General features: G+C 59.6%; 18 protein-coding genes, 1 riboswitch and 1 other annotated feature. Of the genes, 6 read left to right on the top strand and 12 right to left on the bottom strand.

What is annotated here, in order from left to right; genetic code table 11:
* From ACTNB1_RS06640 to ACTNB1_RS06630, 3 genes are all read right to left on the bottom strand, one after another.
* Positions 1 to 1,191: a molybdopterin molybdotransferase MoeA gene (locus ACTNB1_RS06640; protein WP_441168471.1), complete on the bottom strand. Its 1,191-nt coding sequence runs from the start codon at positions 1,189 to 1,191 to the stop codon at positions 1 to 3.
* Positions 1,192 to 2,217 (bottom strand): molybdopterin-binding protein, encoded by a 1,026-nt coding sequence (locus tag ACTNB1_RS06635; RefSeq protein ID WP_441168470.1) that lies wholly within the window; start codon positions 2,215 to 2,217, stop codon positions 1,192 to 1,194. It abuts the gene before it with no gap.
* A 70-nt stretch (positions 2,218 to 2,287) separates the two neighbouring features.
* Positions 2,288 to 2,404: riboswitch (molybdenum cofactor riboswitch) on the bottom strand.
* Between the two features lie 43 nt (positions 2,405 to 2,447).
* Positions 2,448 to 3,272, bottom strand: a complete 825-nt coding sequence (locus ACTNB1_RS06630; RefSeq protein ID WP_441168469.1) for an MBL fold metallo-hydrolase — start codon at positions 3,270 to 3,272, stop codon at positions 2,448 to 2,450.
* A 77-nt stretch (positions 3,273 to 3,349) separates the two neighbouring features.
* Here ACTNB1_RS06630 and gluQRS point away from each other — a divergent pair, with 77 nt between their 5' ends.
* The gene (gene gluQRS, locus ACTNB1_RS06625; protein ID WP_441168468.1) at positions 3,350 to 4,282 is read left to right on the top strand and encodes a tRNA glutamyl-Q(34) synthetase GluQRS; all 933 of its coding nucleotides are present in this window, start codon (positions 3,350 to 3,352) and stop codon (positions 4,280 to 4,282) included.
* Positions 4,283 to 4,318: 36 nt separating this feature from the next.
* On the opposite strand, the gene leuA is transcribed toward gluQRS, so the two are convergent.
* From leuA to ACTNB1_RS06595, 6 genes are all read right to left on the bottom strand, one after another.
* Positions 4,319 to 6,010, bottom strand: coding sequence for a 2-isopropylmalate synthase (gene leuA / locus ACTNB1_RS06620; RefSeq protein WP_441168467.1), 1,692 nt, complete (start codon positions 6,008 to 6,010; stop codon positions 4,319 to 4,321).
* A gap of 56 nt (positions 6,011 to 6,066) precedes the next feature.
* Positions 6,067 to 6,303: a binding site (T-box leader), on the bottom strand.
* Positions 6,304 to 6,346: 43 nt separating this feature from the next.
* On the bottom strand, positions 6,347 to 7,729 hold the full coding sequence (locus tag ACTNB1_RS06615; RefSeq protein WP_441168466.1) for a hypothetical protein: 1,383 nt from the start codon (positions 7,727 to 7,729) through the stop codon (positions 6,347 to 6,349).
* 4 nt (positions 7,730 to 7,733) lie between these two features.
* Positions 7,734 to 8,468, bottom strand: coding sequence for an ATP-binding cassette domain-containing protein (locus ACTNB1_RS06610; protein ID WP_441168465.1), 735 nt, complete (start codon positions 8,466 to 8,468; stop codon positions 7,734 to 7,736).
* Between the two features lie 4 nt (positions 8,469 to 8,472).
* Entirely contained in the window at positions 8,473 to 8,979 is a 507-nt protein-coding gene (locus ACTNB1_RS06605) for a hypothetical protein (RefSeq protein WP_441168464.1), read from the bottom strand.
* Positions 8,969 to 9,703 (bottom strand): hypothetical protein, encoded by a 735-nt coding sequence (locus ACTNB1_RS06600; protein ID WP_441168463.1) that lies wholly within the window; start codon positions 9,701 to 9,703, stop codon positions 8,969 to 8,971. Before ACTNB1_RS06600 ends, ACTNB1_RS06605 begins: the two co-directional genes overlap by 11 nt.
* Positions 9,700 to 10,095, bottom strand: a complete 396-nt coding sequence (locus ACTNB1_RS06595) for a GntR family transcriptional regulator (protein ID WP_441168462.1) — start codon at positions 10,093 to 10,095, stop codon at positions 9,700 to 9,702. The genes ACTNB1_RS06600 and ACTNB1_RS06595 overlap by 4 nt, the downstream gene beginning before the upstream one ends.
* 152 nt (positions 10,096 to 10,247) lie before the next feature.
* Here ACTNB1_RS06595 and ACTNB1_RS06590 point away from each other — a divergent pair, with 152 nt between their 5' ends.
* Both ACTNB1_RS06590 and ACTNB1_RS06585 read left to right on the top strand, forming a co-directional pair.
* Entirely contained in the window at positions 10,248 to 12,032 is a 1,785-nt protein-coding gene (locus ACTNB1_RS06590) for an ABC-F family ATP-binding cassette domain-containing protein (protein ID WP_441168461.1), read from the top strand.
* A gap of 23 nt (positions 12,033 to 12,055) precedes the next feature.
* Positions 12,056 to 14,002, top strand: a complete 1,947-nt coding sequence (locus ACTNB1_RS06585) for a family 10 glycosylhydrolase (protein ID WP_441168460.1) — start codon at positions 12,056 to 12,058, stop codon at positions 14,000 to 14,002.
* A gap of 59 nt (positions 14,003 to 14,061) precedes the next feature.
* On the opposite strand, the gene ACTNB1_RS06580 is transcribed toward ACTNB1_RS06585, so the two are convergent.
* From ACTNB1_RS06580 to ACTNB1_RS06570, 3 genes are all read right to left on the bottom strand, one after another.
* Entirely contained in the window at positions 14,062 to 18,021 is a 3,960-nt protein-coding gene (locus tag ACTNB1_RS06580; protein ID WP_441168459.1) for an S-layer homology domain-containing protein, read from the bottom strand.
* Between the two features lie 55 nt (positions 18,022 to 18,076).
* Positions 18,077 to 19,195: a zinc-ribbon domain-containing protein gene (locus ACTNB1_RS06575; RefSeq protein WP_441168458.1), complete on the bottom strand. Its 1,119-nt coding sequence runs from the start codon at positions 19,193 to 19,195 to the stop codon at positions 18,077 to 18,079.
* A gap of 308 nt (positions 19,196 to 19,503) precedes the next feature.
* Complete coding sequence (locus ACTNB1_RS06570; protein ID WP_441168457.1) at positions 19,504 to 20,337, bottom strand: tyrosine-type recombinase/integrase; 834 nt, start codon at positions 20,335 to 20,337, stop codon at positions 19,504 to 19,506.
* Positions 20,338 to 20,632: 295 nt separating this feature from the next.
* On the opposite strand from ACTNB1_RS06570, the gene ACTNB1_RS06565 reads away from it, so the two are divergent.
* The 3 genes from ACTNB1_RS06565 to ACTNB1_RS06555 are packed head-to-tail and all read left to right on the top strand — an operon-like array spanning position 20,633 to position 24,595.
* Positions 20,633 to 21,916, top strand: a complete 1,284-nt coding sequence (locus ACTNB1_RS06565; protein ID WP_441168456.1) for a response regulator — start codon at positions 20,633 to 20,635, stop codon at positions 21,914 to 21,916.
* On the top strand, positions 21,913 to 23,631 hold the full coding sequence (locus tag ACTNB1_RS06560) for a sensor histidine kinase (RefSeq protein ID WP_441168455.1): 1,719 nt from the start codon (positions 21,913 to 21,915) through the stop codon (positions 23,629 to 23,631). The genes ACTNB1_RS06565 and ACTNB1_RS06560 overlap by 4 nt, the downstream gene beginning before the upstream one ends.
* Positions 23,618 to 24,595, top strand: a complete 978-nt coding sequence (locus ACTNB1_RS06555; protein WP_441168454.1) for a substrate-binding domain-containing protein — start codon at positions 23,618 to 23,620, stop codon at positions 24,593 to 24,595. The genes ACTNB1_RS06560 and ACTNB1_RS06555 overlap by 14 nt, the downstream gene beginning before the upstream one ends.
* Positions 24,596 to 24,750 lie beyond the last annotated feature (155 nt).

Below are 24,750 nucleotides of genomic sequence, written 5' to 3'. Positions count from 1 at the left end.
TTACAGCAGCAGGATTCGTACCCGCGTGCCCACCTCCGCCGGAGGGGAGCCCGCCGGAAGCTCCGCCAGGCAGTTGCACCCCACCAGGGAGGAGAGCATCCCGGAGGAGTGGCCCTCCGGCAGGGTGATATGTCCGTTCTCATACCTGCCCCGGATGAACCGCCGCCTGGGACTGGCCTTGGGGAAGGGGGTGTCCAGCACCCCTTCTCCCCACCGAGGCCCTTCCTCTCCGGCCAAAGCGGCCAGCAGGGGCCGGGCCAGCAGTTCAAAGGTGGCGGCGGCGGCAAAGGGATTGCCCGACAAGGACAGAATGGGCTTGTTCTGCCAGACGGAGTACATGGCGGGGGTGCCCGGCTTCAGATTCACCCGCCAGAACACCTGCTCCGCTCCCAGCAGGGGAAGAGCCTGGTGGAAGATGTCCTTGTCGCCCACTGACACCCCGCCGGTGGTGATCAGTACATCGCAGGTTTTCAGCAGCTGCTTCATGGCCTCCGCCACGGCGGCGGGGTCATCCCCTTGATGGGCGGTCTCGGTCTCGAAGCCCAGCTCCGCCAGCCGGGCGGCCAGCAGCATCTGGTTGGAGCCGTAGATCTTCCCGGCAGGAAGAGGCGTTCCGGGGGATACCACCTCGTCTCCGGTGGTGAGCAGGCCCACCCTGGGCCTGCGGCAGACCTCCGCCTCTGTCAGCCCGGTGCTGGCCAGCACGCCCAGGGCGGCGGCGTCCAAACGGGTGCCCTTTTTCAGCAGCACCGAGCCTTTCCGGTAATCCGTTCCCCGGTAGACATAATTCTGATAAGGGTTCAGAGAGACAAATATCTTTACCGGCGACCCCTGATCGGTGTCCTCCTGGGGCACCACGCAGTCACAGCCGGGGGGGAGCATGGCCCCCGTCATGATCCGCACTGCCTGGCCGGGGTTTACGGGGATATTGGCCTCGTCTCCGGCGTATACGGTATCTACCACCTCTAAAACGGTGGGATGGGCTTTGTCCGCGTCCGTCAGATCGGTGGAGCGGAGGGCGTAGCCGTCCAGGGGTGAGCGGTCAAAGGGCGGCTGATCCAGGGGGGCGGTCACGTCTGCCGCCAGGGTCCGGCCCAGCGCCTGCTCCAGAGACAGGGCTTCTGTCCCCAGCGGGGAGAGAGGGGCAGTCATCCGAGCCACCGCTTCCTCCAATGAAATTCCGGTGACCATTTATACGCCTTTCCCGAAGGGGCAGATGGGGTAATGACACTCGCCGCAGCCCAGGCATAGACCGCCGTGGCCCAAAGCCTTCAGGTCGGCACGGCCCACCCGCACGCCGGCAGCAATGCGGGGGAGCATCAGGTCAAATACAGTGGCTTTGGCGTACATGACGCAGCCGGGCAGGCCCAGAATGGGGGTGCCGTCGGCAAAGTAGCCCAGCAGGAACATGGCTCCCGGCAGCACTGGGGCACCGTAGGACACGATCTCCGCCCCGGTGGCCTTGATAGCCCCGGGGGTGCGGTCGTCGGGGTCCACGCTCATGCCGCCGGTGCACAAAATCAAGTCCACGCCCTTTTCCTTGAAATCCAGGGCGGCGGCGGTGATGGCGGCCATATCGTCCCCCGGCAGGCAGTGGTGGGTGACTTCAATGCCGTAGGCGGCCAGCTTCTGAATGATAACGGGGGTAAAGCTGTCCTGAATGAGGCCGTTTGCCACTTCGCTGCCAGTGGTAATGAGGCCGCAGGTTTTCAGCTTCCAGGGAGTGAGGGAGAGAATAGGGGTGGTTCCCGCCCGGTCCTCCACTTCCTTCAGCTTGTCCTCCGCAATGACCAGAGGGATGATGCGGGTGCCCGCCAGCTTGTCCCCCTTGCGGACGGCGGTGTTGGTGTGGCGGGTAGCGATCATAATCTCGTCCTCGCCGTTGATGGCGTTGAGCCGCGCCACATCCACCTGGAACAGGCCGTCGCAGTCGGCGATCAGCTCGATCTTGCCCTCCTTTACCGGCGTGGGGTGCATGTGCTCGTTCTGGCACAGAGCACGCAGCCGTTCCGCCGCTTCGTCCTCGTGGAGCATCCCCGGCTGCTTTTCCCATACATAGAGGTGCTCCTTTCCCATGCTCAGCAGCACGGGAATGTCCTCCTCGGTGACAACGTGTCCCTTGCGGAACCGGGCGTCTTTGGTGACGCCGGGGATGATCTGGGTCAGGTCGTGACAGAGCACATGGCCTACCGCCTGCTTGGTATCGATCAGCTTCATATCGTGTTCCTCCCGAACAAAAAAGAGGTACCGTCTTCTGCGGTACCTCCGGCCAAAAGGGTACAATATCCCCTTTGGAAAAGAGGCTCCTTTTCAAAGACGGAAGGCCGGGCCGTTTCCAGCCGGACCCTGGCGGAGCGCCATAGGCGAAGCCCTTAGGCGGTACCGCTCGGAGCAAATCATATTATATTCAGTATACCAGATTCGGCGGAAAAAGCAACGGGAGAAGCTCAGATCCCGTAGATATCGGGATAAAATGCCTTTACAGTCGCTGCCCGCTCCTGCATCAGTGAGGGCCATACCTCCGGAGCGATCAGGGGAGTATAGTCCATGGGATTTTCCGGCAGGTTGGCAGCCAGGTTGGTTTGATTCAGGTGACTGGGCAGGCAGATGTCCACCGGCTCCCCGGCCAATTCCTCGCAGTCCTGAATAAACTGGTGGGCCAGGCTCTCCGGCAGTCCCAGCGCCCGCAGGGCGGCGGGCCGCATGGTGTCTGCCCCCACGCCTCCGTGCATGGCCAGCCGCCAGGTTTTCCCGGTGTCCTCGTCGGTATCCGTGAAGAAGAAAGAGGTGGTGCCCGGGGTGTGCCCGGGGGTGAAGCGGGTGCGGATATGGAACCGGCCCATGGAGAAGACCTCTCCGTCCCCAAAGTGGTGGTGGACAGGGAAGGGGATGTACCCCAGCTCCGGAATGGGGTGCTGCCGGTAAAAGACCTCGTCCACCGCGTTCATCCAGATCTCCGCCCCAGTGAGGGTGTGGAGAGCCATGGCTCCGTTGCAGTGGTCGCCGTGGCCGTGGCTGATGAGGATGGCCTTGATCTGCCGGGGATCAAACCCCAGCCGGTGGATGGAATCTATGATGAGGTAGAGCAGCTCCTTCATGCCGGTGTCCAGCAGGATCAGCCCTTCACCGCTGTCCAGCAGATAGACGCTTACATCGTTGTTCCCGCCCACCCCGTAGACGTGGGGCCCGATGCGGAAGGGGGGCAGGGCGTAGTTCCAGATGTGCTCCAGATCGTGGAGCGCCCCCGAGGGGGGCACGCGGCAGAAATTCATGGCAATACCTCCTGTGGTCTTCAGTATAGCATAAAAAAGAGGGATGTGGTAGAATGGGGCAAAAAGGAGGGAGAGGCATGGGAGAGCTTCGGGGGCGCTTTGCCCCCAGTCCCAGCGGGCGGATGCACCTGGGCAACCTGTTTTCCGCCCTGCTGGCCTGGCTGTCGGTGCGCTCCGCCGGCGGGGTCATGGTGCTGCGAATGGAGGATCTGGACCCCGACCGCTGTAAAGAGGAGTATGCCGCCCAGCTGGCGGACGATCTGCGGTGGCTGGGGCTGGACTGGGACGAGGGCTATGAGAAGGGCGGTCCCCACGGCCCCTACCGCCAGAGTGAACGCACGCAGCTATATGCCGCCGCCTTCCAGCGCCTGGAAGAACAGGGCCTGATCTACCCCTGTTTCTGTACCCGGGCGGAGCGGTTGGCCGCCTCCGCCCCCCATCGGTCTGATGGACAGGTGATCTATGGTGGCAAGTGTAAACGCTTGACAGAAGAGGAGCGGAACGAACTGGCCAAAACACGCCGTCCTGCCTGGCGTTTGACAGTTCCTGACAGGGAGATTTCCTTTACAGATGGACTGCAAGGTTTTTATGCCGAAAACCTGCTCTCTGATTGCGGGGACTTTATTCTCCGCCGGTCCGACGGGGTGTATGCCTACCAGTTGGCGGTGGTGTACGACGACGGAGCCATGGCGGTCAATCAGGTGGTGCGGGGCCGGGATCTGCTGGACTCCACACCCCGGCAGCTTTATCTGTATGAGCTGCTGGGCCTCACTCCGCCGGAATTTTATCACGTGCCTCTGCTGACGGCCCCGGACGGGCGGCGGCTGTCCAAACGGGAAAAGGATTTGGACATGGGTGCCCTGCGGCAGCGGTTCACCCCTGCGGAGCTTACCGGCCTGCTGGGGTACTGGGCGGGGCAGCTGGACCGGCCGGAGCCGGTCTTGCCGAAAGAATTGGCTCAAATTTTTGACTGGTCCAAGGTACCGAAAGAAGATATCGTGGTGGAATAAAAAGCGGCGGGGAAATCCCCGCCGCTTTTGCTGCATTCAGATGCCGTCCTTGTTTACCGCCCGGTTGATGGCGGAGAGGATGCCCTTCAGAGGGGCCAGGTTGATGTTGTGGCTCATGCCCACGCCGAACCAGTCCTTGCCCTCCTCGTCCTGGAGGTGGATGTAGGCCACAGCCTGGGAGTCAGAGCCCTGCTTGATGGCGTGCTCGCTGTAATCCACGAAGGTGAAGCGATCCATCTTCTGACCGTGAATCGCGTTGAAGAAGGCGTCGATGGGGCCGTTGCCGGAGCCCTGGACCTGGAAGGTGGTGTCGGTGTGGCGGATGGTACCAGCGAAGGTAACGTGGGAATGGCCCTCCTCGTCGGTAAACTCGGCAAAGGAGTGGCGCACCAGCTCGTAGGGGGAAATGGCGTCGATATAGTGGGTCTTGAACAGATCGTAGATGGCCTCCGCCTTGAGCTCCTTGCCCACACGGTCGGTCTCCACCTGAACGATGTGGCCGAACTCGGGGTGCATGGCCTTGGGCAGGTCGAAACCAAAGCTGTGCTGCATAACGAAGGCGGCGCCGCCCTTGCCGGACTGGGAGTTGATGCGGATGATGGGCTCGTACTGACGGCCCACGTCGGCGGGATCGATGGGCAGGTAGGGTACCTCCCAGTACTCGGTGCCGCTCTCCTCCATGTAGCGGGTGCCCTTGTTGATGGCGTCCTGGTGGGAGCCGGAGAAGGCGGTGAACACCAGCTCGCCCACATAGGGCTGCCGCTCGCCGATCTTCATCTTGGTGACCTTCTCATACACGTCCCGGATCTTGTTGATGTTGGAGAAGTCCAGCTTGGGGTCCACGCCCTGGGTGTACAGGTTGAGAGCCAGGGTGACCATATCTACGTTGCCGGTGCGCTCACCGTTGCCGAAGAGGGTGGCCTCCACCCGCTCGGCACCTGCCAGCTGGCCCAGCTCCGCGGTGGCCACGCCCTCACCACGGTCGTTGTGGGGGTGGAGGGAGATGATGGCGCACTCCCGGCTGGGCAGCTTGTTGATAAAATACTCGATCTCGTCGGCGAAGTAGTTGGGCATGCAGTTCTCCACCGTGGTGGGCAGGTTGAGGATGATCTTGTGCTCGGGAGTGGCGCCGATGGCCTCAATGACAGCCTGGCAGATCTCCACGGCGGCGTCCATCTCGGTGCCCATGAAGGACTCAGGGGAGTACTGATAGCGCAGGTCCATGCCGGCGTCGATGGCGGGCTGGCTCAGCTCCCGGATGAGGTGGGCGGCGTCCACGGCGATCTGGGTGACGCCGGCCACGTCGGTGTGGAAGACCACCTTCCGCTGGAGGGTGGAGGTGGAGTTGTAGAAGTGGAAGATGACGTGCTTGGCGCCCTCGATAGCCTCAAAGGTACGGCGGATCAGATGCTCACGGGCCTGGACCAGCACCTGGATGGTCACGTCGTCGGGGATGTGGCCACCCTCGATAAGGGTGCGGATAAACTCATACTCGGTCTCGGAGGCGGAGGGGAAGCCCACCTCGATCTCCTTGACGCCGATATCTACCAGGGTGTGGAACAGCTCCAGCTTTTCCTCCACGTTCATGGGGTCAATGAGGGCCTGGTTGCCGTCTCGAAGATCAACAGAGCACCAGATGGGAGGGGCCTTCAGTTCCTTGTCGGGCCAGGCGCGCTTTTCCATTTTGATGGGTACGAAGGGGATGTACTTTTCCTGTGCGGGCTTCATAATAAAATTCCTCCTTGGGCCAGGATGCAAAAAGAAACGCCCCTGACCAGATTATGGTCAGGGGCGTAAGATACGCGGTACCACCCTGCTTCCGCCCGCCGTCACCGACGGACGCTCATGGCCTCCAACAAGGCCGCGGCCTGTAACGTGGCCGTGACGGCCCGCCCTACTTACAAAAGGTTCAGACGGACGGCTCCGGGCTCAGTATCCACACGCTTCCCCGCGCCGGTTCGCACCAACCACCGGTTCTCTGAGCGGGACGGGACGTGCTTTCTTCCCATCATTGCCTGTATCAGGATTTGATTACGGCCATTTTAGCTGAACTTCCTGGTTTTGTCAAGAGAAAGTTTCCGCCCAGCGCACCAAATGCGGCTCGATCCAGGAGGTCTGGACGGAGGAGAGAGAGAAGGAAGCGGAGAGTGTGTTGCCTCCCTGGGAGGCCGAGTTGTAGTAGTCGGCCAGATATTCCAGCCCGTCCTTGGAGTAAATCGCCAGGTAGAAAGGATTGCTGTCATAGGTTTCGGAGTCCCGGATGACCAGCCGCTGACCGTCAAAGATCATGTCGAGACTGTGCCTGGAATCGTGTGTCCAGCTGAAGCTTCCGTACCCCAGCTGGGTGGCCTCCCAGTTGTCCCCGGTGAATGCCAGGCTCCAGCCCTCCGGCTGCCGGGCCACCACCGCGAAGCGGTAACAGTAGCTTTCGCCCCTGGGACCGTATGCGATGGGGACAAAGAAGCCGTCCCCTTTGTAGACCTGCATATAGTTTTCCACCTCAGAGAAGGAAAACAGATCCAGAGTCTGGACGAGGCGTACCTCCTCGTCAAAAATCCGCAGCCGCAGCTGGCCCTCCTCTTGGGTGAGCAGGAAGAATTCCCTGCCGTCCTCTATGCCCCAGAAATCCACAACGACACTTTCCTCCGGCAGAGACCAGAGGGTCTCGATGGTGCCGTCAGTGCGGGCCTCATTGGGAGTGTAGCGGTAGATCCCCCAGCCGCCGGGGATCTGGCTGTCGTCCAGCGTAACAAGCCGGTCGGTACCAGGCCCGTCGCTGGCGGTATAGCTGTTGGACAGCGCGAAGACTGCCCGCTCGCCCTGGGCCGCGGCATAGCTTTCCATGAGAGGGAGATTTGCCTCATAAGAATAGGAACCGCTGTTTCCGTCGGCACTTCGCTCCACGGTGATTTTGATCCGTGTGCCTTCCGGGATGGGAATGGAGAAATAAGACTGGAACAGTTCCGACAGTCGCTCGTCTTTCAGGTCGTAGCTGGCGCTGGGACGGACATTCAGCGGCCAGGCGTCGAAGTAGTCGGTAAGGACAAAGTTGTAGGTGCACCTCTCTCCCGGCGGGGTGGACTCCCATGCCTGCTCCTCCAGCACTTCCCAGGCGGAGTTGTAACCCCTGAAATAGCTGTCGATCTCCACAAATATGGGGATGTTCTCCTGAGGCGCCTCATAAGAACGCCGGGACAGCGTGGTGGAAAAGGCGGTCTCCGCCTCCTCCGGCCGGTCGGCGGGGAAGGTGGTGACCCAGAAGAGCTGTTCACCGCAGGACAGGGGGAGGGTCAGCTCCACGCCGTCGGCGGCCTCCGGGTCGCCTGCCAGCACTTCCTGTTCGATCGTTACCTGACTGCCGGTGTTCGGAATGGCCAGCCCGGCTCCAATCAGCAGCCCGGCAGCCAGCAGGGCCAGCAGCAAGATCAGCCATCGGCTCAGCTTCATATCCTCACTCCCTGTCTGTCAGCTCGCCCAGGGCACGGCTCACCCGGTCGGCCTTGTATTGGTAGGTCTCCTTCACAAAATCCATCAGCCCCCGGCCCTGCTCCTCCAGCTCCAGGGTGGTAATGTCGCCCGCCACCTTGCCCTGGTGGATAAGCACCGCCCGGCCGATGAAGTGCTGCACCTCCTCCAGCAGGTGGGTGGACAGCAGAATGGTCTCCTCCGGCTCCAGAATACCCAGCAGAACCTTGTAAAAGTCCTCCCGGTTGAAGATGTCGTTGCCCGCAAAGGGTTCGTCCATCAGGATATAGTCCGCCCCCTGGCTCAGGGCCAGGATGACCTCAAACTGGTTCTTCTGCCCGGTGGAGAAGCTGCGGATGGTTTTGTTGCGGGGCAGCTGGAAGAAGTCCATCAGGGCGGAGAACCGCTTTGTCCGGAAGTTCGGAAAGTGCTCCTGATAAAAGTCCCGGTGGGCCCCGGCGGTGAGGGCGGGGAAGTAGGAGTGCTCACAGGTGGCGAAGGAGAGCCGGGCGATGTTTTTGGGTGTAATGGGATCGCCGTCCAGGGTGATCTCCCCCTGATACCGCAGCAGGCCCAGGATGCACTTCATCAGTGTGGTCTTGCCCGCGCCGTTTTCTCCGAACAGCCCCACGATCTCGCCCGGGCCAATGGACAGATCCACCCCGTCCAGAGCCTTGGAGCCTTTGAGATAGCTCTTTTTCACATCCTTCAGTTCCAGCATAGCCTTAACCTCCTGTCCTGGCCCACACGTCCGGGGGCAGATGCCCCGCCGGCGTGGCGGCCTGATACCAAAGAAAGAGCAGCCCGAACATCACCAGACCCGTCAGGGCGGTGATGACCAGCAGCAGGGCGGAGCCGGTGATGCATCGCTTGGCCAGCTCCTGCCGCCGGGGCAGGCGGCGCATCAGATAGTCGCTGCGGGCTCCCCACCGGTGCCACAGAAAGTGGCCGATGGGCAGCAGAATGAGGCACAGCGCCACCAGACCAAAGCCCAGCAGGGCGTTGCCCAGCACCTGAGGATAGGGCGGCACCAGCCTGCCCGGGATCAGCACCGGCTCCTGACCGTAAGCGCGCTGATAGAGGTCATCCAGCGCCGGCGTGAACCGGGACATAAACAGTCCCATAGCGGTGAGGGTGGACAGACCCAGGGCGGCGGCAGTCAGGATAATCTCGTTCTGCCAGGGCCAGCCCATCGGAAACAGCCGGGAGAGAGATTCCCATTTATTCCTCATCTTCATGCCACCTCCAGACACCGAATACCGCCAGAACCCCGGTCACACCCAGAACGAACAGCTGGATAAAGTAGATAGTCGACCCGTCCATGCCGCAGGGGAAGGCAAATCCGGCCAGGATGGCCAGGGGGAAGGTGACCCACGCCTTCCGTCCATGCCGCCAGTGGAAGGGAAGGGCGGCGGTGGACAGGCCCAGGACGGCGCAGCCCAGCAGGTTGCGGATAGTCAGTCCCCAGTCCCACATGGGGAGCAGGGCGTGGAGGTAGGGGGAGCGGGAAAAGGCCATCAGAAGGGTCTGCTGGTTGACATACTCCGTCGGCATGATCTGGAGATAATACTGACTCAGCGCCAGCGCCGCTGCCGCCTGAATGCCCCAGAAGATGAGCAGCAGCAGGGCGTTCATGCCGCCCCACAGCAGGACGACCACCCGCTCGTCTACGGACAGCCGCCGGAGGGCGTAGCTGGTTTTGGCGCCCCGTTCTATGCCGGGCAGCACCAGCACGGCGCACACCAGAACAAATCCTACAGAAAAGGCCGGGGAGAGGTTCCCCTGATGTACCACTCCCTCCAGGGAAAGGGAGACGCTGTCGGGGTCGTACTGCGTATCCAGGGGCACGGTGAGGAACAGAAGAACCTGCACTCCGGCAGCCAGCGCGGAGAGCAGCAGCACCTTCCACAGCGACAGCCGGGCGGCGGGGGTCAGTACAGATAACCAGCGTTTCATAGCCCTTCCTCCTCACAGCTTTCATCCCACAGCCGCTCCAGCAGGGCCAGAGCGGCCTCCTTTTCCAGCCCCGCCTGCCGCAGGGCGCGTACCAGCAGCCCGGCCTCCTGTTCCAACAGCTGCCTGCGGATCTGCTCTACCAGTTCCGGGGAGAGTGCGATCTCACTTTTGGCGCCCGAGCGGGAGGAGATGATCCCTTCGTCCTCCAGCAGCTTGTAGGCCTTCTGCACTGTGTTGGGGTTCACCCCCAGCTGGGCGGAGAGCACCCGGCGGGAGGGCAGCTCGTCTCCGGCCTGCACCGTCCCGGCGGCGATGGCCCGCTTGACGTGGCGGATGATCTGCAAATAGATGGGCAGACCGTCCTCTGCCACAAAGGCGGAAAAGTCGACCAAGGCCCTCACCTCCTTAACTGTACTACTCGACTAATACACTTTCTAACTGTATTATATGAGTAATACGGTTACCTGTCAAGGGGAGAAGCCCCTTTTCTTTTTCGCCCATTTCCGCTATACTGAAACAGATATTGAAAAAGCGAGGAACTGCTATGCTGCTCTCTGGAGAAAAACTGACAAAGATATACGGGACCCGCGTTTTGCTGGACGGGGTGTCCTTTTATGTGGATCGCGGGGACAAGGTGGGTGTGATCGGGGTCAACGGCACCGGGAAGTCCACTCTGCTCCGGCTGCTGGCCGGAGTGGAGGAGCCCGACGAGGGTACTGTCCGGCCCGACCCCAATGTGCGTCTGGAATATCTGCCCCAGAACCCAGTATTTCCCGGGGAACGGACGGTGCTGGAGCAGGTGCTGGCTGGGCTGAGCGACGACGACAAGGTTTTGGCGGAGTATGAGGCCAAGACCATCCTTAACAAGCTGGGAGTGCCCCGTTTCGACCAAAAGGTAGGGGAGCTGTCCGGCGGAGAGCGCCGCCGGGTGGCTCTGGCGGCGGTGCTGGCCCGGCCCAGCGATGTGTTGATCCTGGACGAGCCCACCAACCACCTGGACAACGACATGGTGAACTGGCTGGAGGGGGAACTGAAGGCCTGGAAGGGCGCCCTGGTGATGGTGACCCACGACCGGTACTTTCTGGAGCGCATCGTCACCTCCATGGTGGAGGTGGAGGACGGGAAGCTGTACACCTATGAGGGCAACTATGACAAGTATCTGGAGCGGAAGGCGGCCCGGCTGGAGAGCGAAAAAGCCAGTGAGCGCAAGCGTCAGGCCATCCTCCGCCGGGAGTATCAGTGGGTGATGCAGGGCCCCACCGCCCGGGGCACCAAGAGCCGGGAGCGGCTGGAGCGGTATGAGGAGCTGAAGGCCCAGACCGGCCCAGCGGAAAAAAGTTCCCTGGAACTTTCCGCCCGGTCCAGCCGTCTAGGGAAGAAGACGGTGGAATTGCGGGGTGTGACCAAGTCCTTCGGGGACCGGACGGTGATCCGGGGCTTTGACTGCATGCTGCTGCGGAACGACCGCATCGGCATCGTAGGGGCAAACGGCAGCGGTAAGTCCACCTTGCTGAACCTGCTGGCGGGGAAGCTGACCCCGGACGCCGGAGAGATCGAGGTGGGGGAGACCGTCCGCATCGGCTACTTCTGTCAGGAGGTGCCGGACATGGACGGGGACACCCGGGTCATTGACTATGTGAAGGAGATCGGCAACCGCATCGAGACAGCGGAGGGCATGCTTACTGCTACCCAGCTGCTGGAGCAGTTCCTCTTCCCGGCGGAGATGCAGTGGAGTCCCATCCGAAAACTGTCGGGCGGAGAGAAGCGGCGGCTGTTCCTGCTGTCTGTGCTGGCTGCCGCCCCCAACGTGTTGCTGCTGGATGAGCCCACCAATGACCTGGACATCCAGACTCTGGCCATCCTGGAGGATTATCTGGACTCCTTCCCCGGCGCGGTCATCACCGTGTCCCACGACCGGTATTTCCTGGATCGGGTGGTGCGCCGGGTGTTCGCCGTAGAGCCGGACGGGCAGGTACGGGGCTATCCCGGCGGCTACACCGAGTATCTGGAGGCCCGCCGGCAGGAGGAGAAGCCCAAGGCTCCCAAGGAGCCCGCCCCGGACAAGGGGAAGGAGCGCCCCGCCGCCCCGCCCCGGAAGGTGAAGTTCACCTACAAGGAGCAGCGGGAGTTTGAGACCATCGACGCCGATATTGCCGCTCTGGAGGAGCAAATTAAGCAAGTCCAGGCGGAGCAGACGGAAAAAGCCACCGACTACGCCGCCCTTCAGGAGCTCCAGTCCAAACAGGAGGAGCTGGAGGCCGCCCTGGAGGAGAAAATGGAGCGCTGGGTCTATCTCAATGACCTGGCCGAACAGATCGCAAAACAGTAACGACCACGCAAAGGAGCGAACCCATGACAAAGCATTGGAAACCAATATTGGCCCTGATCCTGGTAAGCGCCCTGGTTCTGGTGGGCCCGGGCAGCTGTTCCCAGCCGGGCGCTTCCGCCGCCTCCACCTGGGAGAAGAAGGACTTCCGGGCCGTGTGGGTGTCCACGGTGTACCGCCTGGACTATCCCAGCCAGGCCACCACAGACCCGGAGGTGCTGAAGGCGGACGCCGACAAGATCCTGAAAAACTGCGCGGATATGGGCATGACCGCCGTGATCCTTCAGGTGCGGCCCTCCGCCGACGCCCTCTATCCCTCCAGCTACTATCCCTGGAGCAAGTACCTCACCGGTACCCAGGGTACCGCCCCTAAGAACGGTTTTGATCCTCTGGCCTACTGGGTGGAGGAGGCCCACAAGCTGGGTCTGGAACTCCACGCCTGGATCAACCCCTTCCGCATCACCAAGGGTGGCCAGAGCGAGTTTGATGCCCTCACCGCCGACCATCCCGCCAAGGTCCACCCCGACTGGGTGGTGCAGTATGAGAACAACTTCTACTTCAACCCCGGCCTGCCGGAGGTGCGGGAGTACATCATCCAGGGCGCCGAAGAACTGGCCCGGAATTACGACATCGACGGCATCCATCTGGATGACTACTTTTATCCCGGCAGCGGCTTTGACGATGCTGCCGCCTACGCCCAGTACGGCAGCGGCTTCTCTGACATCGGAGACTGGCGTCGGGACAACGTGAACCAGCTGGTGAAGGAGTTGGGTGAGCGGCTCCACGCCATTGACCCCGACCTGTCCTATGGCATCAGCCCCTCCGGCGTATGGGCGGACAAAAGCAGCCTGCCTGAGGGTTCCAACACCACCGGCGGCTATGAGAGCTACTATGCGGCCTATGCCGACAGCCGGAAGTGGGTGAAGGAGGAGTGGATCGACTATATCTGCCCCCAGGTTTACTGGTATATCGGCCATAAAACCATGGACTATGAGACCATTGTCCGCTGGTGGGCAGATGTGGTAAAGGGTACAGGAGTTTCCCTTTACATAGGGATGGCGGACTACCAGGCCGGAAATACCGATCCCAACAGCGCCTGGTACGGCACCACTGCTATTGAACAGCAGCTGGCCCTGAACCAAAAGATTCCTCAGGTGACAGGAGAGGTCCATTTCCGCTATCAGTTCCTGGTGGGGGACAACGGCCTGAACGAACTGTATCGGCGGGCCTACGGTGAGGCCCAGCCGACGCCTACCCCGACCCCTACGCCTGTAGTCACAGCCACTCCCCAGCCCACGGCTACCCCCGTGCCCACGCCCAGTGCCACCCCGGAGCCGGCGGTAACTGTTGCGCTGGATACCGTAAACCATACCGCCTATATGGAAGGCGTGAACGAGCGGTTTTTGCCTGAGGCCACTTTGAGCCGGGCAGAGGCGGTAGCCATGCTGGCCCGGCTGGCAGTGGATAGTAATGGGAATAAGCTTTACACTGGGGAGATGGGGAACATCAGCTTTTCTGACGTTTCAGCCAATGCCTGGTACGCCCCCTATGTGGCCTTTGCTGAGAAATATGGTCTGGTGAACGGCTATTCCGACGGAACCTTCCGGCCGGAGCAGCCGGTGAGCCGGGCGGAGCTGGTGAAGCTGCTGGCAGCCTTTTTCCCGGAGGCCTCCGGCACGGTCAGCTTCCCCGATGTGCCTGCCAATCACTGGGCGGCGGATGTAATTTCCTTTGCCGCCGGTCAGGGTTGGGTGTCGGGATATCCCGACGGAACCTTCCAGCCTGAGCGCAGCATCAGCCGGGCAGAGGCGGTAAAGCTGGTGAACCAGGCTCTGGGCCGCCAGGCCGGTGAGCGGGATGTGGCGATGCCCTTCTCCGATGTATCTGCTGGCTATTGGGCCTATTGGGAGATCCTGGAGGCTTCGGTCACTCACACCTATGTGAAGGACGGAAACACGGAGATCTGGCAGTAAAAACATAAAAAAGGAGGGCCGCGATGTCGCGGCCCTCCTTTTTTGCTTTTATTAAAGGCTTATTGATACTGGGTCCAGTCGATGGACTGACGCAGCGCTGTCCAGCGCTCGTGTACGTCGTCCTTCCGCTGGAAGTCGTGGCTGTTGGTGGCCTCCTGGACGGCCAGGTAGTACCAGGTGTCAGGCTGGTTGTCGGGCCAGACGATCATATCATCCAGCAGGTCGTCCTCAGTCTCCGGCAGGCGGCACAGGACCCGGTTGATCATGGTCATGGCCTCAGCACGGGTGATGGGTAGGTCAGGACCGAAGGTGCCATCATCACGGCCCAGGATCCAGCCCAGAGAGGCGGCCTCCTGGATCTCTTTCTCTGCCCAGTGGCCCTTGATGTCGGTAAAGCTGGTGCCGCTGACATTGTCCTCTGTGCTGAAGCGGGCACAGATGGCGGCGAATTCAGCCCGGGTGATGGGGGCGTTGGGGTCGAAGCAGGTCTCGGACCGGCCCTCCAGGATGCCCATGGCGGCCAGGGTGGAGATGGCGGTGTTGTGCCACATTCCGTCGGTGACATCAGCGAAGGTGTTGGACTCGGTCAGGTACTCCTCCCGCACCTCGTCCCGGAGCAGACGGAAGAAGATGGCCGCAACCTCAGAGCGGGTGATGTTGTCCAGAGGACGGACTGTGCCATCGTCATAGCCGATGACATAGGCGAAGTGGTCGTCGCCGTTGAGCCAGCCCGGGGTGTCGGTGGCTTCCCAACCGGCGTACACCGTCTTGTTGGAGGTCATCTTGATGCTGGAAATGGCGTCAGTGAGTTCCTTGTCGGCGTACCAGCCGGTGAAGGTGTAGCCCTCCCGGACGGGGGACTTGGTGAGCTGCACGGTGGTGCCGCTGGCATAGCGCTCCTTTTCATAAGTAGTGCCGCCGTTGGACTCATAGGTCAGGGTGTAGTAGGTGGTGCCGCCGCCGCCACCGCCGCCGGAGCTGGCAGTCCAGATCAGGACGAAGGGGGAGAAGCTGCTGGTGGTGAAGGAGATCCCATACCCTGTGTTGGTCACTTCCACCTCAACGGCATTACATGCGTCGATCCGGTCCGCGATGTCGGCTACAGTCATTTCGCGATCCAGCCCATCGAAATGCACCAAATAGAAGGTAGTGCTCTGGCTGGTTCCGGTCGGATAGGGCCAATAAACGGTGACGTCGTTGTCTGCCTTGATCCAGGTATTGCCGTTGGAGGCGTCAACAAGATCCAAGTAGCGGAAATCATACCGGAGGTTGTCCGAGGCCTCGAGATGGAGCGTAGACAGAGCCTTTTCCGTCAGGAGCTGGTCGCTCTCCTCGGAATGAACGATGCTGTCCACCAGCAGGGAGGGTGTGCCGCTTACCACCTGGACGCCGCTGTCGTTAATGGTGTAGGTGGTGTCCGTCGGCAGGACGGCGGTGATCTCCTCCACCGCTTCCGTGACTTCTGGCTTTACTTCCGTGGTACCACCCTCCTGGGTCACGCCCCGGATAGTCAGCGTGCCGGAGGCGGCGGAGGCGGCATAGGTGGTATAGGAGATCTTGCTCGGGTCGCCGCCATCCTCTGTTACTTTTGCTGTATTGATTTCGGCGTAAACAGTAGTCTGGTCTACCGCGCCCGGGTAGATGGACATGTCGTATTCGCTGTACAGGGCGTCGGTAAGTTTAAAGCTGTCGCTGACGTGGACGCTGCCCTCCGCGTCGGTGAACTGCATCCGCACCGCGTCCTGACCAATGCCTGCCACCAGACGGTAAATGTACCGCTGGATGCCGTCGGCGCCTGTCACAGTGCTGGTTGCCTTGCCGTCGTAAGGTTCCAGCGTCCAGGTCTTAGTGCCGCTGCGGAAGGTCAGGTAGGGAGATAGATCCAACGCATCATCTTCATCGACACCCAGTGCGGCTTTTAGCTCGCTGCTCAGGTCTTCTGGCAGGGTGACATAGAAGCCCGCGTTGGGCAGTCCGTTTTCCATGGATTCCTGAATGTCGCCGTTTTCATCCACTACGCCGTCGTAGCCGCTGCCACCCATATAGATGGTGATGTCCGCCGGTTTCAACTCCACAGTAGGCATCCACCGCAGATCATCCTTGGTCAGCATCAGGTATCCACCGCTGCCATCGGTGTTCTCATACACCGGATAGTTGATCTGTTTATTGCCGTCGGTATCCGTGTAATAGGCGTAGCGGTTGAGACTTTCGCCATCCTGGACCCGGATGGTGCCGGACCCATCGCTGGCTGTCACCGCGAAGGAGCGGTAGTCGTCCGGCAGGGTGAGGTCGGCATCGGAATTGCCGTCTTTGAGGAGGTTGATGGGGCTGGGATCATCGTCTGCGTCGGTGGGTGGATCCTCGTCTTCGGCAAAGCGGCCGTTGAGCACGGTGTCAGTGACGTTGACTGCTCCGCTGCCGGTAGTATCCATGTCGATGGCAAATTTGTCTCCGTCGGCGTAGGCTATGATGGTGGTGCCTTCCGTGATGGTGGTGGTACCGGCGACCTTACCCTCAGAACCTGCGCCGATAGCAGAGGCTTCAGGCCCGCCGATAGCGATTATGGAAGCACTGCCAGAGATGGTGATGTCGCCGGAATCAGGGGAATAGGCGCCGTTGCCTGTACCAATTCCTGCACCATAATATCCGCCGGACGCAGTAACCTGTGCTTGATCGCCGATCGAAATAGTAGTCCGGGAGGCAGGAGTATACAGCGAATAGCCGGCGCCGATACCAGCAGCATAGTCGCTGCCAGACGCAACAACAACAGCAGAACCGCCAATATGAATGTTTAGCTTGACAGCGTCGGAGTAGGACATACTTCCGCCAATGCCTGCACCCGTTACATCGCCGTGTGCCTGCACAGAAGCATTGCCGTCAACGGTAATATCCCAGTCCACAAAACAGTTGAAGCCTTGGCCGATGGCTGCTCCGGCGTAAATATTTCCCAGCCCCTCTACATATACAGTGTGTGCATTCACGGTTGCGTCTCCGTCGATATGTATGACGCCGCCGCCGCCAATAGTGGAAGAAGTGACGGGAGTTGCGGCTGCCCCAATTGCTGCGGAAACATCGGCTGAGACGGTTACATTTGCGGTACCGGTGATATGGATCTTGCTTTCTTGGTCACCCGATGCGCCGACTCGTCCGGTGCCGATGGCGGGGCCGGAATAATACGATGAGCTTCCGCTTTTGATGCTGGCCGTAGTGACATTTACGGTACCACCGGAAATGGTAATGCTATTGAGAATACCGTCTGCGCTGTTGGAAGGGGTAGTATAATAATTCATGCCCGGGCCAATACCGCATCCGCCACCATAATTGTTAGCGGCAGTAACGGAGACGGTAATACTGCCGCCAGTAATCGTAATGTCTCCGCTATCGCCAGTAGCAGATCCCTTTTCAATAGGTCCGCCGCCGCCAATACCGGCAGCGGGGCCGTATTGCTGGATGTTAATGGTACCCCCGGCAATACAAATGGTACCGCCGTCCTCGGCGGCGCTGCCGCCTATGGCCGCGCCGTGGGCCGCCGTATTTTCGGCACCGTTGAGCAGGTTCAACGCTCCGTCTCCATCGATGGTAAGGGCCTGTTCGCCGGACACACGGATTAGTGCGCCGGACAAAAAGCCGGTGCCGCCGCCGGTCAGGGTGTTTTCGCCCTCCAAGGTAAGTGCCGCTTCACCGCTCTGAACGTCGATCAGGCTGGCCCCGCTGGCAGTGGAAAGGGTCAGATCACGGATGGTGAACGTGGCGGTGTTGTCTGCTCCGGGGTTTACAATGATCGTGTTGGCATCGGAACTGCCAGTGATGACCAATTTGCCGGAAAGTTCTTGTGCTTCATTGCTGCCCTGGGTATATGTGCCATTTTCGAGTATGACGGACCCGTTGGCGATATCCAGTATGATTTCATTGTCCGTCTCGCCATCAGCAGCCAATACATTGGCCGGAAGCAGCGAGAAGAGCATCGCAAAGGTCAGCAGGACACTCAAGATTCGTATTCGTATGTGAGATTTGCTCATAGTGTTGACCTCCGGTTTTGATGTGCTTTTTTGAGAAGTTCCTTACATAAGATAGCTAGAGGTTTCTTTCGGGCAGAGCAGTAGATAGCCGATGCGGATGGGCTTTGGTTTTCCTGGCGCAGATGGGACAACCGCACCGTTTTGGCCCTGTGCGGGAGTAGACGACAGACTTCCATACATGGCCGGCGGAACATTCCCACCACACTTTGCGGTGGGAACTGACGGTTACCATTTCAGGAGTCCAGCCGTCATTGAGTGTAGGATGCCATTGCTTTGCCAGTTCCGGTTCCAGCGTAGCCAGGTCGTTGAAGCCGGGAAGGACCCGGTGGCCGGAACAGTAGGGGCAGCCGCAGCCCCGTGCAGTTCGTGCCGCGATCACAGCCTGGTAATCGTGCCCCAGCTCACAAGTCCACCACACCTTCCGATTGGAACGGGGAGAGACCTGCCGGGCAGTCAAGCTGCCGTTTTTAACTGGGTGCCACTGCCGTGCGATTTCAGGAAAGAGTGATTCAAGATCATTCTCTCCGGGCACGACCTGTTTTCCCGAACAGACGGGACAGCTGCTGCCTGCGGTGCGGGAGGCGACCTGCGCCTGCCACACATGACCTTTGCCGCAGATCCACCAGACTCTCCGATGGCTTCCCGCTGGAACGTCATCCGGCCTCAGCGCCCCGTTTCGCGTAGGATGCCACTGCTGAGCCAGAGCCGGAAAGAGCGTACGAAGATCGTTTACGCCCGGAGTGACCTGCTTTCCGGCGCAGATGGGGCAGCCGCATCCTCTTACGCGTGATTTGATCTGTGCCTGCCACTCGTGTCCCTTTGGGCAGACCCACCATACTTTGCGGTGACTGCCAGGCTGTACGGCGTCAGGTGACAACGGGCGGTTTTTTTGCGGATGCCATTGTGCAGCCAGGTAAGGGTAAAGTGTCTTCAGATCGGTCTTTCCAGAAATAGGCCTTGTCCCGGCGCAATAGGGACAGCCGGAGCCGCTGGAAGTGCGGGCGGTGACGGTGGCCTCCCAGGCGTGTCCAGCCTTGCAATGCCACCACACTCTGCGCTTGCTTCCGTAGCTTATGAGGTGGGGAGTGAGCGTTCCGTTACGGACCGTATCCCACTGTTCGAGTAAGTACTGATTCTCTGTCCGTGCGCAATAGTCGAATAGTGTTTCCCGCATATCCACCTCCCTGTATAGGCAGAATCTATATTCCGTCCGGAAGCCAATTGGGGTACAGGAAAACGTCTCTTATTCAGCAATAAAAACAGGAATAAAATATCAGCTTTTCCTTATTTAATCAGTATAATTTTGTAAAAACAGCACGACAAAACGGGCCGTCAAACAACCCGGTATGGCGGTCAGCATTGCTATACGTAAAACACAAAAGGATTGATTTACCAAATACAAAATGTTACAATTATAAAAGATAACGGGCTATGTAATTGATAATTTTCGGCAGATAAGTGAGACGGAATATAGATTCTGTCCTACGATACCAGCCGAAGCTGCTCCAGGGTACGTATGTGCTCTGTGCCGGTAGAGATCAGGTAGATGCGGGTTGTCTCAATGGACGAGTGTCCCAGGGTGTCGGCCAGCTTCACTACATCGTGGCAAATCTGGTAAAAGACTCTGGCAAACAGGTGACGGAGATTGTGAGGGAACACCTTACTGTCATCCACACCGGCGGCTCTGCACAGCGCCTTCATTTCCGCCCATATCTGTTTTCTGGAAAGCGGCTTACCGCCTCTGGTGAGAAAGATCTCATCGGAGGCGATCTTATTTTTTCCGGCGTATTTGCTCAGCTTCCGACACAGCTTACCGGGCAGCAAAATGGTACGGATCTTTCCCTTGAGGGCGATCTGAGCTTTACCGTTCTGTACGGCCTGAACGGTGATATAGCGCAGCTCGGATACACGGATTCCAGTGGCGCATATCGTTTCCATCAAAAGGACCAGCCGCTCTTTCCCCGCTGCTGCTGCGGCGTCCAGGAGCCGGTGATATTCCTGCTTGCTCAGTTCACGCCTGTCCTCCCGGAAAAGCTGACGCTGGACCCGCAGATGCTTGACACGGCATGACTCCAGACCGGAGAAAGACAGGAAACGGTCCAAAGCTGTCAGCTTGGCATTGATGGTGGAGGGGGAATAGCATTGAGCCAGCAGATGCTCCTTCCACTGGGCGACGGTGCCTTTGGAGATAGGCCTGTGGTCCGCCCATGCAGAGAACTGCCTGATGTCCCGCAGGTATTTTTCCATCGTTGCACAACTTCGCTCTTCCTCCAGCAGATACTGCTGGAAGGCATGCATTTGATCAGCTGTTATCATGATGTGTCCTCCTTTTAATCACAAAGCTCGTGTGGTATGTGCAGTATTAGTGTGTCAAGTATGACGGCGGATATGCCGGGGCGCGGGACGGTGCGGTGACTGTTCGGAAAGAATATGTAAATTACTTTACCTTCCGGGTTGAGCCTCGTCAATGTACACTTGATTTCACAGCAAAAGAGGGAGACAAGAAATATTTGAGGGGCGGGCTCTGTTCTGGTATAATGAAAATACCGAACGAGCGAAATGCTCTGCCCCGCCGGAGGCCTGTTTTCGGCGGAGAAAGGACGGTGCCGCAATGGCTGTAAAGACACTGTACACAGTAGTTGTCGCTGATGACGAGGACGAGCTCCGGGAAGCGGTATGCACGATGATTCCCTGGGAGGATTATGGGTTTTGCCTGGTGGGGAGTGCCAGCAATGGCCTGGATGCCCTTCAGCTGGTAGAACAGCACGAGCCGGATCTGCTGCTGACGGATATTCGTATGCCCTTTATTTCCGGCATTGAGCTGGCCCGGCAGGTACGAGAGGTGCGACCGGCTACCAATATCGCCTTTTTGAGCGGCTATGATGATTTTGAATACGCCAAACAGGCGATCCAGTACAACATCATCAGCTATATGCTCAAGCCGCTTACCATGGAAGGTTTGGGGGCGGAGCTGCAGACCATCCGAAACAAAATCGACGCCCAGTTTGCCATGTTCCGGCAGGCGGCGCCCAAAATGGCCGGTCCAGACCTGCGGGCAGCCATGCTGATGCCGCTGGTGCTGGACGATTACGCCGATCCGGAAGGGGATCCTCAGGCGGAGGCCTATGCCCGGCAGTGCGGGCTTCTGCGGGACCTGGAGGATAGGCCGTGCTACACAGTCATGGTCTCTATCCTGCTGGATGAGGATGGCGGAAACTGTACCGCGCCGTCTTTCGTGGCGTCGGTGGACCGCCTGGCGGCAAAGTATCTGCGGGGCTCCAGCTTTTTTGCCTCGGGAAAGGTCATTTCGGTGCTGTTGGGAAACCCGTCCGATTTCCAGGAATACCTGCACATCCTGGCCGACGAGATCCCGCAGATGGCTTCCCGTGTTTTGGGCAGGCGGTGCCGCATCGGCGTCAGCCGGGAGGTGCGCAAGCTGAGCGGGCTGCACGAAGCCTACCGGCAGGCCATGGAGGCACTGCGCCAGGGTGACAAGACGGAAGGCGGCGCCCAGTTCATCAGCGACCTTGCTCCGGCTGTAAAGGGAGGAAGCCTGCTGTGCAAACGGGCCCTGGATGCGCTGGATCAGCATTACATGGACGCAGATCTCTCTCTTGTGTCTCTCAGCGGGATGCTGGACGTCAGCCCCAATCATCTCAGCGCCTGCATCAAGAAATATACCGGAGAAACCTTTATCAATATTCTGATCCGCAAACGAATGGAGGCGGCCCGGGAACTGTTGTCATCCTCTTCGCTGAGAGTCCAGGAGATCTCCCAGCGGTGCGGCTATACCGACCAGCACTATTTCAGCTATTGCTTTAAAAAATACTGCGGCGAATCTCCCAACGCCATGCGCCGCAGGCTGGATCAGGAGAAGGCGGGTGAGGTCTCTTGAAGGGCGGCGTATCCCGGACCGGCCTGCGCATCACAACCATTTTAGTGGCTATGGTGGTTGGTGTTGTGTCCATCATCCTGTGCTGCTGCATTGCCCTGTTTCTGAATCGATACCGCATCGCTATGGTGCAGAGTGCGCGCACCACCACCGCCCAATCCGTCTCCCAGGTTTCCAATACGGTGGGGAATTACCTGCGGGATATGGAGCAGGCCATGGAACTGGTGGAGCAATCCATGTCGGAGAGTGCGGATAACCGGGACAGCCTGCTGGCCGCCTTCCTGAATTTCCGCCCAGACGTGGTGGCTGTTACCAGCTACTCTGCCGAGGGAGAGCTGCTGGACTGCTGGTCGCTTGGCAGAGAGCCCCGGGAGACGATCTTTCAGAATCTCTCCTTTAATTTGGAGAAAGCCCGGGCAGCAGATGGGCCTTACATGACGGCTCCCCATGTGGAGAGCATTTTTGAGCGCTATTACCCCTGGGTGGTCACCATGACGGCGCCGCTGGAGGAGGGGGGAGAGGCGGCCTGGGTGTCCCTGGACCTGAGCTTTTCCAGCATCTCCAGTTATATTAATAATGTAAGCATTGGCCAGCGGGGCTACTGCTTTCTGATGGACCGGGAAGGCAACATTGTTTATCACCCCCAGCAGCAGCTGCTGTATGCTGGCTTGCGGTCGGAGCACACTGCGGAGCTGGCCGCTCTGGAAGACGGGGCCTACGATGACGACACGGTGATTTACAGCATCACCAGCGTGGCGGACAGCGACTGGCGGGTAGTGGGTGTCAGCTATGTGGACGAGCTGGTCAACCGCAATGTCAGTGAAATGATCCGCCTGTCCATGGTGCTGGCGGTGGTGGTGCTGGTGGCGGCTATGCTGACTAGCTGGCTGCTGTCCCGGCTGCTGGGCCGTCCGCTGCGGGGCCTGGCCTCCGCTATGGAGAGCTTTGAGACTGATGCCGATCACTTTACCTACTGGCCGGTAGGGGGTACACGGGAGGTGCAGGAGCTGTCCAACTCCTTTGGCCATATGGTGCTGCGTATCCAGCGGCTCATGTCAACCGTACGGGAGGAGGAGGTCAACCTGCGCAAGACTGAGCTGAAGGCCCTCCAGGCTCAGATCAATCCCCATTTTTTGTACAACACCCTGGATTCCATTGCCTGGATGTGTGAGCAGGGACGCAATGCCGACGCAGTAAAAATGGTCCATGCTCTGGCCCGGCTGTTCCGCATCAGCATCAGCAAGGGCCATGAGCTGATCCCCATCGCCAAGGAGATCGAGCACGCGGAAAGCTATCTGCAGATCCAGAAGTACCGCTATAAAAATCAATTTACCTATGAATTTGATGTGGACCCGGAGTGCCTGAGCTATTACTGCAACAAGATCACCCTGCAGCCCATCATTGAAAACGCCATCAACCACGGCCTGGATTTGTTGGTGGAGGAGGGGCGGATTGATGTTAAGGTATGTCAGGACGGGGGCGACATCGTGTTCTATGTGCAGGATAATGGTGTGGGTATGAGCGACGAGCAGATCCGCACCATTATGCAGCACGGCCCCACAGACCGCACGGGTATCGGCATCAAAAACGTCAACGACCGACTCAAGATCTATTTCGGCAGAAATTACGGCCTGCACATCACCAGTGAGCCGGATGTGGGCACCTGCGTGGAGATCCGGATGCCCAAGATACAGGAGGGAGATTATGAGGCGAAATAAGCGTGCCGCGATTTGGGCGGCGCTGCTCTGCTTCCTGCTGTGCGGCTGCACGGGAAATGCCACCTCCTCCGAGCGGTATGCCGTGACACTGGTGGCCAAGTCCACCGAGACGGAGTTCTGGCTTTCTGTCTTTGCCGGAGCGGAGGCAGCAGCTACGGAATATAACATGGAGCTTACCATCATCGGACCGGAGACGGAGGAGGACTACGAGACCCAGAACCAGATGATCGCAGAGGCGGTGGAAGGAGGGGCGGAAGCCATTGTGTTCTCCGCCATTGACTACGAAAACAATGCCGCCGCCATCGATACCGCCGCTCGGGAGGGTGTGAAGATCGTAGCCATCGACAGCAGCGTGGCCTCCAATCTGGTAAGCACCTACATCGGTACGAATAACTATGCCGCCGGTCAGATGGCCGCTCAGGCCGCCCTGGATCGGGTGGAGGGCCAGCTGAAGGTGGGGCTGGTCAACTATGACATCAGCAGCGCCAACGGTCAGGAGCGGGAGCATGGGGCGGTAGATACCTTTGCTGCCAGCGGCCGAGCCGAGGTGGTAGCCGTGGTGAACACGCTGGCGGAAGCGGAGCATGCCAGGGAGGATACCATTTCACTTCTGAAGGACAACCCTGAGATCAATGTGCTGCTGGCGTTCAACGAACCCACCAGCGTGGGAGCGGCGTATGCCGTGGAGGACCTGGGCCGCTCGGAGAGCGTGTTCCTCGTGGGATTTGACTCCAATGTCATCACCGTGGACGGCCTGCAGGAGGGATCCGTGGACGCTCTGGTGGTGCAGAACCCCTATGCCATGGGGTATCTGGGCGTGGAGAGCGCCTATAAGCTGCTGGCCGGTCAGAACGATGGAATGGAGCGGACAGTGGACACTTCCACCCAGATCGTGGACCGGAGCAACCTGTTTACCATGGACAGTCAAAAGGCCCTGTTTGCTTTTGAACAACGCCCGGATTGAGCAGATTGTACAGAAAATAGGGGGCATTTTTTGATGAATTGTTCTAGTTAATAAAAAATTGCCCTTCTTTCGGTGAATTTTCACCTTGTTTTTCCAGTTGCTTTCTTTTACAATGAGGCTGTGTGAGGCGGGATACGATAAAAGCCCGGCTCAAA

This window comes from Flavonifractor sp. HCP28S3_F3 (assembly GCF_052065355.1).
Taxonomy (GTDB): Bacteria; Bacillota; Clostridia; order Oscillospirales; family Oscillospiraceae; genus Flavonifractor.
Note: the sequence above shows the minus strand (reverse complement) of the source record. Positions and strands in the feature narration are given on the sequence as shown.